This is a genomic window from Flavonifractor plautii ATCC 29863 (assembly GCF_000239295.1).
Lineage (GTDB): Bacteria > Bacillota > Clostridia > Oscillospirales > Oscillospiraceae > Flavonifractor > Flavonifractor plautii.
Genome location: NZ_JH417809.1, coordinates 3,926 through 12,500, shown reverse-complemented (window position 1 = coordinate 12,500; position 8,575 = coordinate 3,926). Strand labels below are relative to the sequence as shown.

The window sequence follows — 8,575 nt, the reverse complement described above, 5'->3', positions numbered from 1 at the left end:
CGCACAGCGCCGGATGAAATGGAGCGGACTTTGTCCCGACGCCGTTTCACGTGAAACAATCAGCCCAGCCACTCCATGAGGGACTGGTAGGCCTCCAGGGGGTTGTAGTCCTGTCGCTGCTGGCCGGTGAGCCCATCGGCCACCGTACCCAGTACCCCCTCCATGCCGCCCGCTCCAGCCAGAGCGGCCTCGGCGGCGGCCGCCGCATCCCGGGCATCGGAGTAGCGCCCGTCGTTGTATAGGGCGCGAATTTGGTTCAAATAGCAGAGCGCCTCCAGCTGCACCAGGGCGGCCTCGCCGTCGGAGGCGCTTTCCGCGTCCTCCAGCGCTTCCTGGAGCTGGGCCACCTGCTGGCTCAGGGCCTCGTTTTCCACCTTGAGGGTTTCGTTTTCCTGGAGAATGTTCTCCAGGGACTGGGTGGCCGAGTCGGAGGTCTGCTCCAGCTTGTCCATGGCCTCCTGGTTGGCCCGCTGCTGCATGAAGTAGGACATCAGCAGCAGGAGAAAAGCCGCTGCAAAGAGGATGACCAGATAGAGCAGCACCGAGCTGCGCTTGTGGGGCCGCTCATGCTCCGCCTCGTGCTGGAGGCGGCTGCGCTCCTGCTTGTCGGAATCAGTGCTCAAAGGGAAACCCCTCCTTTCCCGGCGGAGGGAAGCTGCTCCAGCAGCTCCAGCAGAGTGTTCAAGTCCTCTGGATTGTAGTATTCCAGCTCAATTTTTCCCTTTTTCCGGCCGTTGATGATGTGAACCTTGCGGCCAAAGCGGGTAGCCAGGGTCTTTTCCGCCTCCCGCAGATAAATGGACAGGTCAGGGCCGGCGGCGGACTTGGGCTCCGCAGCTTCTCTGGGTTCCGCAGTCAACCGCTTGGTCAGAGCTTCGGTCTGCCGGACGGAGAGCTCCTCCGCAATGACCTTCTGCGCCAGCTTTTTCTGTAGCTCCCCGCTGGGCACGGCCAGGATGGCCCTGGCGTGGCCGGCGGAGAGCTTGCCCTCCTCCAGCAGCAGGTGTACCGGGTCGGGAAGGGTCAGCAGCCGCAGGGCGTTGGCAACGGCGGGGCGGGACTTGCCCACCCGCTGGGCCACCTCCTCCTGGGTGAGACCGTATTCGCTCATGAGCACCTTGTAGCCGTTGGCCTCTTCAATCGGGTTCAGATCCTCCCGCTGGAGGTTCTCAATGAGGCCGAGCTCCATCACCTTGCGGTCGTCGGCCTCGATGATGACGGCGGGGATTTCGCTCAGGCCCGCCAGCTTGGCGGCCCGCCAGCGGCGCTCCCCGGCGATGATCTGGTAGTAGCCCGACGAGAGCCGGCGGACGGTGAGGGGTTGAATGATCCCGTGGATGCGGATAGAGTCGGCCAAATCCTGGAGGCTTTCCTCGTCAAACCGCTTCCGGGGCTGCTTGAGCCCCGGTTCCACCTGGGAGATGGGGAGGGAGAGGGAGCCCCCCTCCTGGGACTGGAGGGCGGCGTCCCCCAGCAGTGCGCCCAGGCCCTTGCCCAGGCCGCGTTCCAATGCCATAGGTCAATCCTTCCTTTCCACACGGGTGACGGCGTATTGATTGTCCTCCAGCAGCTCCTGGGCCAGGGCATCGTAGGCCTCCGCGCCCCGGGAGAGGGCGTCATAGGCGGATACCGGCTTGCCAAAGCTGGGGGCCTCGGACAGGCGGACGTTACGGGGGATCACCGTGGCGTACACCTGGCCGGGGAAGTGGCGTTTGACCTCCTCCGCCACCTGCATGGAGAGATTGGTACGGCCGTCGTACATGGTGAGTACCACCCCCTCCAGGGCAATTTTGGGGTTGAGGGATCGCTTGACAATGCGAATGGTGGAGAGAAGGTCGCTGAGCCCCTCCAGGGCGTAGTACTCACATTGCACCGGTACCAGCACGGTATCCGCTGCGCACAGGGCGTTCAGGGTCAGCAGTTCCAGAGAGGGTGGACAGTCAATGAAGATGTAGTCATAGTGTTCCGCCACCTGCTCCAAGGCGTTTTTCAGTCGGTACTCCCGCTGCTCCAGGGCGATCATCTCAATGGTGGCCCCCGCCAGCGCCTTGTTGGAGGGGAGCACATCGCCGTAGGAGGTGGAGGAGATGGCCTTGGCGGTCTCCGTCCCGTTGAGAAGCACGTCATAGATGTTGGGCGAGGTGGTCTTGTCTACGCCGAAGCCGGAAGTGGTGTTGGCCTGGGGGTCAAAATCGCACACCAGCACCCGGCAGCCCTGATTTTTTAGAGCCGCCGCCAGGTTGACACAGGTGGTAGTCTTTCCCACGCCGCCCTTTTGATTCACAATCGCAATGGTCTTTGCCATAGCACACCTGCCTTTTTGGGTCGTTGCAAAGGGTCAGGTTCTATTATATAGCGGCGGTAGACGTAATTCAACTGAAATTCGCACTGTTTCACGTGAAACAGGAAAAAAAAGAGGATGGAGCTGTTTCACGTGAAACAGCCCCATCCTTTCAGAAAAACCGCCATGGCCTCCGCGTACGGCGCGCCTCTACTTGGGAATAGTGATGGTCAGCAAGATGGAGTCCTCCGTCTCCTGGCGCTTGCAGTTGGCCTGTACGCCCGCGCTCTTCATCATGGACAGTCCCCGAGTCACGGTGTTGAGAAACAGCCGCACATCCTTAATTACAAAGGTTGGTTTTTTGCGGGCGGGCTTGTCTGCCGGATGAAGCAGGGCTTCCACATACTCCTCCGTCCGGGCCACAGTAAGCCCCTGCTCTGCCACATGCCGGGCGGCCATGCGCTGGAGCTCCGGCTCCTCCAGGCGGAGCAGCGCCCGGGCGTGGCGCTCGGTGCAGCCGCGCTCCCGCAGCAGAGTGAGGACATCAGGCGGGAGGCGGAGCAGGCGCAGCTTGTTGGCCACCGCTGACTGGGACTTGCCGATGCGGCGGGCCGCCTCCTCCTGAGACAGATGGTAGGTCTCGATCAGCTTGGCCAGAGCGGTGGCCTCCTCCACAAAGTTGAGATCCCGCCGCTGAAGGTTCTCCACCAGGGCCAGCAAAGAAGAGCCCTGGCTGTCCACGCTGACCAGAATGCAGGGCACCTCGGTGAGACCGGCCATGCGGGAGGCCCGCAGGCGGCGCTCCCCGGAAATCAGCTCGTAGCCGCCGTTCTTGGACCGGCGGACGGACAGAGGCTGGAGTACGCCAAGCTCCTGAATGCTGGCGGCCAGCTCCTCCAGGCCCTCCCGGGAAAAGCAGGTGCGGGGCTGGTCCGGATTGGGGGAAATGGCGGCAATGGGGAGAAACAGCACTTTGGTGCTCTCAAACAGTCCTTTTCGACGCAGTAAGGACATCGGAAAGCCTCCTTTGCGGTAGAATATTGACTAACCATATATTACCATATTTTGGCGCAAAAAAAGCCGAATGCCGTCGATTGGGAAATATTTTCCAAAATGACAGAAAGCTTCGTGCGCACAGGGCGTACCGCGAAACGACGCAAAGGCTCAGGCGCATGAAGTGGTTGCGTATGTGGGCCGTACCGACCCACGCGCTGTCATCCCATGGCCGTGCCGCTGTTAAGCGGCACAGGGCTAATTTTGCTCTGCTCCTGCACAGCAAAAAAGCCCGCCCGGCATTTAGGTCCGGGCGGGCGGAGAATCAGGGCTGTAAGAAGCCCTTTCCAAAGATTTCACTGGAGTTGGCTACAATCAGAAAAGCATGGGGATCAATCTTTTTCAGGTAGCGGCGCAGAAGCACGGCCTGCCCCCTGGTGAGGACGGTGAGCACCACGTGGTGCTCTGCGTGGGTATAAGCGCCCTGGGCCTGCCATACGGTGGCGCCCCGGCCCAGGGTATGGGTAATATAGTCGCACACATGCTCCGGGTCGTAGGAGATGACGAAAAAGGCCTTGCGCCGGTTGAAGGACTCAATGGCGCTGTCCACCAGCACCGACTTGAGGGCCAGGCCCAGCAGGGAGCACAGTCCCGCCGTGATGTCAAAGACAAAGAGGGCGGCCGCCGCGATAACCACGTCGGAGAGGAGCAGGGCACGCCCTACGTCCAGGCCGGTGTATTTTTTGAGAATCATGGCGGCGATATCGGTGCCGCCGGAGGAGGCGTCTATGTTGAAAAGGATGGCGGAGCCCAGGGCGGGGAGGATCACCGCGAAGAACAGCTCCAGCATGAGCTGGTCGGTGAGAGGGCGGTCCATGGGAAACGCCCACTCAAAGAGCTGAATGAGCCCGGCGGAGAGAATGGAACAGTAGACCGTCCGGGCGCCGAAGCCCCTGTTGAGCATTACAAAGCCCAGCACCAAAAAGAGCACATTGATGATGGTGTTGAAGGTAGAGGGGGAGAGCTGGGGCAGCAGCTTTCCCAGCAGCACCGCCAGGCCGGACACGCCGCCCATGGAAAAATGGTTGGGAAATTTGAAAAAGTAGACCCCCACCGACACCAGCAGGGTGCCCAGGTTCATCAGCAGGAATTCGCGCAGCAGTTCCTTGCGGTTGGTCATCCGTTTCACTTCCTAAGTAGATGGTAAGCGGGTCAGCGCTGGGTCAGCAGAGCGCTCCACACGTCGTAGGCACCGTCCGCCGGAATGTTGCCGATGCGCCACAGGGAGACTCCTGTGATGCCGAACATCCGGGCCAGCGCCACCTTGTCCAGCACGCTCTGCTCGTTCTCGTACCAGACCTTGTAACGGCTGCCGTCCTCGGTAGTGTAGAGGGCGCAGGGATTGCGGAATTCCTCCGAGTAGACCACCTGGGTGTCGGGCTGGGCCAGGCGCAGAGCCAGGGTGGAGGGGGCGGGGTGGTAGATAGTGGTCTCCAGCAGGCGGTCCTCTCCGTCCACGTGGAAGCCCGCCGAGCCAAAGGAGATCTGCAGGGCCAGCTTGCTCCGGTCGGCCACGCCGGTGGCCGGGTCGGTAAGATCACGCAGAGCCTCGTACACGCTGGCGAAGGGGGTGACGGGGGAGTCGGTGTTGGTAGTGCCTGCATAGGAGTCGGGGACGGAGGTCCACTGGTAGTCGTGGGCCATGAGGATCACCTTGTCGGCGGCCTCGCCAATGCCCCGGTAGTCAAAGCCGGTGTACCAGGTGTCGGGCTGGACGCAGACATAGAGGGTTTTCCCCTGGGGCAGGGCGGCGTCCAGCTCTTTTAGAAAGGTTACATAATTCTGTTTTATGGTATCCCCCTTCAGGCCCTCAAAGTCGATGGTCAGGCCCGCGTAGTCCGCGCTGGCGGCAGTCAACGCGGCCACGGCCTGGGCCCGGGCCTCGGGCGTGCCGGTCACCGCCGCCACCGTGGAGGTGGTGGTGCCGTCGGAGAGGGGGATGGAATCGCCCGCTGAGGCATATACATTTAAGTTGTAGGGGAGGCTGCGGGCATCCCAGTAATCGGTGGCGGGGGTGGGATCGTCGGGGCGCACCCAGTCGTTGCCGTTGGTGCGGGAGGAGTTGAGGACGGGCCCGGCGGCGGGGTCGTACTCCATCCGGGCCCAGCCTACGCTCACCGCGTCCATGGAGGCGGTGAGATCAATCTGGGAATAGGAGGAGAAGGCGTAAAAGCCATGGAGCCAGTCCAGCTTGGAGGTGTACCGCTCGTACACCCGCACCAGCATGGCGGCGGCCTCCTCCCGGGTGGCGGAGTCGCGGGGCAGGAACTTGAGCTGGCCGCCCGCCCCGGCCACGCCGGTGATCATGCCGATGTCATAGGCGATGGCGATGTACCCCCGGTTGTCCGTGATGTCGTCAAAGGGCAGCTCCAGCCCGGACAGGGACTGGGCCAGCGTGCCGTAGCCCAGGGCCCGCACCAGCATGACCGCCATCTCCTCCCGGCTGATATAGTCCTCCGGACGGAAAGCGCCGCCGGCGTCCATCACGCCGTGGGCCAGGGCGGTCTCCACATAGGAGTAGGCCCAGTGAGAGGCGGGGCAGTCGGAAAACGAGGGCGCGCCCGGGGAGGCGGCATCCCAGCCGAACATGCGGCAGAGCACGGCCACAAACTCGCCCCGTGTGAGCTCCTTCCCCACGCCGAAGGTGCCGTCGGGGTAGCCGTTCATCAGGCCATAGCCCTCCGCCTTTTCGATGACCTCTGCGGCCCAGGTGCCCTCCGCGTCGGAAAATGCGGCGCTGGCCGCGGGGGAGAGGGGTGCGGCGCTCAAAAGCAAAACGGCGGCCAGGGCTGCCGCACAGAAACGGTGTTTCATAACAATAAACCTCCTTGCTCAAAAGCGATCAACAGCATTGTACCAAACCCGGCGCAAAAGCACAATGAAAAAACCGGAAGGCGGGGAGAACCTCCGTACAAAATTTCTAAAAACAGGTGACGAAAGCAATCTTTTTTGATAGAATATAGGCAGTTGCAGTTGTCTGTCAAATTCGATACAATAGAAATAACTTTTTCTTGTGGAGTAAGGAGAGGGACATAATGAAACTGCTGGAGGAGCGCATTCGGACCCACGGGAAAATCCGTGAAGGCGGCGTGCTGAAGGTGGACAGCTTTCTGAATCATCAGATGGACGTGAAGCTGTTCCAGGAAATGGGCAAGGAGTTCCTGCGCTTGTTTGGGGACTGCGGGGTTACCAAGATTTTGACCATCGAGGCATCGGGGATCGGGATCGCATGTGTAACCGCGCAGTTTTTTGATTGTCCGGTGATCTTTGCCAAGAAGAACAAGACCCGCAACATCGCCGGCGACGTCTACACCTCCAAGGTGGAGTCCTTTACCCACGGCAAGGTGTACGACATCATCGTGTCCAAGGAGTTTCTGCACCCCGAGGACCGGGTACTGCTCATCGACGACTTTTTAGCCAACGGCTCGGCCCTGCAGGGCCTCATCAACCTGGTGCAGGATGCCGGCGCCACCCTGGTGGGTGCGGGCATCTGTGTGGAGAAGGCATTCCAGCCCGGCGGCGACCTGATCCGCGGTATGGGAGTCCGGGTGGAGTCCCTGGCCCGCATCAAAGCCATGAGCGTGGAGGGCGGCGTGGAGTTCTGCTGAGCCCACAGCTCCAGCCGCCGCATCCCGTAGGGGCGGCCCTTGTGGCCGCCCGCCGGGAGGGCGGGGGAAAGAAAGCGAAGAGAAAAGCGGAGGCGGGCGCCTCCGCCGGATGAACCGAGGTCTTACGGTTCGTCGGGGAGCCTCCGGGCTCCTGTTTTACACAGCAAGACCGGCTGCCGCAGGCGGAGGACGTCCCTCCGTGATGAGCGGATGATTTTGGCGTTCGGCGCGTATGGCGCCCGTCGGTGAGCAGGGGGGAGTGCCCCCCGTGTTCAGGCAGCCGTTTTGAATAGAGGACCCGATTGATTGAGAGACACAATTAAGGAGGAACTTAAACGATGAAAAAGAGACTGCTTGCACTGCTCCTGGCGGGCGCTATGTCTGTTGGACTGGCCGCCTGCGGCAACAGCGGGGACGAGGGCTCCGCCAACACCCCGGCCGGCGGGGAGACCACCCCGGTGACTGACGGCACTGGTGAGCCCTCCGCCGAGGGTAAAACCGTCAAGGTGGGCATGGTTTGCATCGGCGACGAGAACGACCAGGGTTATACCTATAACTTTATGAAGGCCGTGGAGGAGGCCACCGCCCAGTTGGCCGAGCAGGGCATTACCGTGGAGTGGAGCTACAAGAAAAATATCCTGGAGGACTCCGGCTGCGAGGACGCCAACATCGAGCTGGCCGAGGATGGATGTGATATTATCATCAACAACTCCTACGGCTTCGAGCCCTTTATGCTGAAGGTGGCCCCCGACTACCCCGAAATCGAGTTCATCTCCTGTACCAACCAGGCCTCTGCCGTGGACGATCTGGACAACACCCACAACGCCTTCGCCAACATCTACGAGGGCCGCTACCTGGCCGGCGTGGCCGGCGGCATGAAGCTGCAGCAGATGATCGACGAGGGCACCATCACCGCCGAGGAGGCTGTCATTGGCTACGTGGCCGCTTTCCCCTTTGCTGAGGTGGTTTCCGGCTACACCGCCTTCTACCAGGGCGCCAAGAGCGTGTGTCCCTCTGTCACCATGAAGGTCAAGTACGTCAACTCCTGGTCCGACGCGCCCCAGGAGGCCGCCGCCGCCTCCGCCCTGGCCGACGAGGGCTGCGTGCTCATTTCCCAGCACTCCGACAACACCACCCCCGCCACCTCCGCCCAGGACGCCGGCGTGTTCCACTGCGGCTACAACAACGACATGACCGGCGTGGCCCCCGAGGCCAGCCTCATCTCCTGCCGCGTGGACTGGACGCCCTATTTCGTCTATGCCATCTCCGCCGTGGCCAACGGTGAGAGCTTTGACCAGGACTGGACGGCCGGCTACGCCGACGGCTCCGTCAAGCTGACCGAGCTGAACACCGCCATTGCCGCCCCCGGCACTGAAGAGGCGCTGGAAAAGGCGGAGGCCGATCTGGCGGGCGGCCTGCACGTGTTCGCCGGCCCCCTGTCCGGCCACCCGGCCCAGAATCCTGACGGCGAGGTGTGGAGCATCGGGGAGGGCGAGTTCTTCCCCGAATCCGACCTGAGCCAGGAGGGCGGCCTGTCCGCGCCTCAGTTCTGCTACGTCATCGACGGCATCACCGAGGAGTAAACAAAAGATCAAACCGGAAGCAAAGAGATCGGAAGAGCGTCGTGTAGGGA

Annotated in this window: 8 protein-coding genes; 2 read left to right on the top strand and 6 right to left on the bottom strand. The window is 62.0% G+C overall.

All coding sequences use genetic code 11. From position 1 onward, the window contains the following. Positions 1-59 precede the first annotated feature (59 nt). From HMPREF0372_RS12560 to HMPREF0372_RS12535, 6 genes are all read right to left on the bottom strand, one after another. Complete coding sequence (locus HMPREF0372_RS12560) at positions 60-623, bottom strand: hypothetical protein (RefSeq protein WP_007493042.1); 564 nt, start codon at positions 621-623, stop codon at positions 60-62. After that, positions 620-1,516, bottom strand: coding sequence for a ParB/RepB/Spo0J family partition protein (locus tag HMPREF0372_RS12555; protein ID WP_007493040.1), 897 nt, complete (start codon positions 1,514-1,516; stop codon positions 620-622). Before HMPREF0372_RS12555 ends, HMPREF0372_RS12560 begins: the two co-directional genes overlap by 4 nt. 3 nt (positions 1,517-1,519) lie before the next feature. Next, entirely contained in the window at positions 1,520-2,305 is a 786-nt protein-coding gene (locus tag HMPREF0372_RS12550; RefSeq protein WP_007493038.1) for a ParA family protein, read from the bottom strand. Positions 2,306-2,491: 186 nt separating this feature from the next. Then, positions 2,492-3,295 (bottom strand): ParB/RepB/Spo0J family partition protein, encoded by an 804-nt coding sequence (locus tag HMPREF0372_RS12545; protein ID WP_007493036.1) that lies wholly within the window; start codon positions 3,293-3,295, stop codon positions 2,492-2,494. 304 nt (positions 3,296-3,599) lie between these two features. Then, positions 3,600-4,454: a YitT family protein gene (locus tag HMPREF0372_RS12540; protein WP_007493034.1), complete on the bottom strand. Its 855-nt coding sequence runs from the start codon at positions 4,452-4,454 to the stop codon at positions 3,600-3,602. A gap of 32 nt (positions 4,455-4,486) precedes the next feature. Then, positions 4,487-6,148, bottom strand: a complete 1,662-nt coding sequence (locus tag HMPREF0372_RS12535; RefSeq protein ID WP_007493032.1) for an S-layer homology domain-containing protein — start codon at positions 6,146-6,148, stop codon at positions 4,487-4,489. A 221-nt stretch (positions 6,149-6,369) separates the two neighbouring features. Between HMPREF0372_RS12535 and HMPREF0372_RS12530 the strand changes: the two genes are divergently transcribed. Together HMPREF0372_RS12530 and HMPREF0372_RS12525 are read left to right on the top strand one after the other, a co-directional pair. Continuing rightward, entirely contained in the window at positions 6,370-6,942 is a 573-nt protein-coding gene (locus tag HMPREF0372_RS12530; protein WP_007493028.1) for a xanthine phosphoribosyltransferase, read from the top strand. A gap of 338 nt (positions 6,943-7,280) precedes the next feature. Further along, positions 7,281-8,525, top strand: coding sequence for a BMP family ABC transporter substrate-binding protein (locus HMPREF0372_RS12525; protein ID WP_007493026.1), 1,245 nt, complete (start codon positions 7,281-7,283; stop codon positions 8,523-8,525). Positions 8,526-8,575: the final 50 nt, after the last annotated feature.

What these genes read in the sequence shown, in the direction of transcription:
- HMPREF0372_RS12555 (WP_007493040.1), bottom strand. Translation starts at nt 1,516, where the DNA reads ATGGCATTGGAACGCGGCCTGGGCAAGGGCCTGGGCGCACTGCTGGGG.
- HMPREF0372_RS12550 (WP_007493038.1), bottom strand. Translation starts at nt 2,305, where the DNA reads ATGGCAAAGACCATTGCGATTGTGAATCAAAAGGGCGGCGTGGGAAAG.
- HMPREF0372_RS12545 (WP_007493036.1), bottom strand. Translation starts at nt 3,295, where the DNA reads ATGTCCTTACTGCGTCGAAAAGGACTGTTTGAGAGCACCAAAGTGCTG.
- HMPREF0372_RS12540 (WP_007493034.1), bottom strand. Translation starts at nt 4,454, where the DNA reads ATGACCAACCGCAAGGAACTGCTGCGCGAATTCCTGCTGATGAACCTG.
- HMPREF0372_RS12535 (WP_007493032.1), bottom strand. Translation starts at nt 6,148, where the DNA reads ATGAAACACCGTTTCTGTGCGGCAGCCCTGGCCGCCGTTTTGCTTTTG.
- HMPREF0372_RS12530 (WP_007493028.1), top strand. Translation starts at nt 6,370, where the DNA reads ATGAAACTGCTGGAGGAGCGCATTCGGACCCACGGGAAAATCCGTGAA.
- HMPREF0372_RS12525 (WP_007493026.1), top strand. Translation starts at nt 7,281, where the DNA reads ATGAAAAAGAGACTGCTTGCACTGCTCCTGGCGGGCGCTATGTCTGTT.